The sequence below is a fragment of the Streptococcus sp. GMD6S genome (assembly GCF_000297015.1).
Window position 1 is genome coordinate 1 of sequence record NZ_AJRH01000344.1, and the last position, 857, is coordinate 857.

Consider the following 857-nt stretch of genomic DNA (forward strand, 5'->3'; position numbering starts at 1 on the left):
ATAGCACGGTTGAGTAGAAAGTTCTTGATATAACGGCCATTGATGAAGAGGCTGATATAGTTACGATTTGCTCGTGTCAATTCAGGCAATGAAACAAAACCTGAAATTTCGAAATCTAGATCAGAGTTCTCAATTTCAATCATCTTCTTTGCACTCGCCAAACCATAAATTCCTGCGATGGCTTGTCGCAGTTGACCAGTTCCTGCTGTCCGTGTCATTTCCTTGCCATCACTGATCAAACTAAAAGAAATCTCAGGATGAGCCAATCCCAGACGGTTAACAATATCAATGATATGAGACAACTCCGCTTGCTGGCTCTTCATATACTTGAGACGGGCAGGTGTATTGAAAAAGAGGTCCTCAACACAAACTTTGGTCCCCACAGGACTAGTCGCTGGGATGACTTCCTCAACTTCTCCCCCACGCGCAACGAGCTTGGTCCCATGACTCGCACCATCCACCGCCGTCAACAGAGTCAAGACACTGACAGAAGCGATAGAGGGCAGGGCTTCACCACGAAAACCAAGCGTCCGAATCCGAAAGAGGTCTGCTTGATTTTTTATCTTACTGGTCGCATGTCGACGCAAGGCCAACTCAACCTCATCGTGGGCAATTCCATGGCCATTATCTGTGATTTGAATCTTCTTAAGACCAGCTTCCTCAATCTCAATGATAATCTGGCTAGAACCCGCATCAATGGCATTTTCTACCAACTCTTTGACCACACTGGCAGGACGTTCAATGACCTCTCCTGCCGCGATCTGGTTTGCCAACACTTCTGGCAATTCAATAATATGAGACATCTTTCAGCCCCTTTCTGTATCTATTTTCCTAGAAATTGATTAGTGCTATTATAC

General features: G+C 45.3%; 1 protein-coding gene. It reads right to left on the minus strand.

What is annotated here, in order from left to right:
- Nucleotides 1–803: DNA mismatch repair endonuclease MutL (gene mutL / locus GMD6S_RS11505; protein WP_000018191.1), on the minus strand; the 803-nt coding region annotated here is incomplete at its 3' end.
- Nucleotides 804–857: the final 54 nt, after the last annotated feature.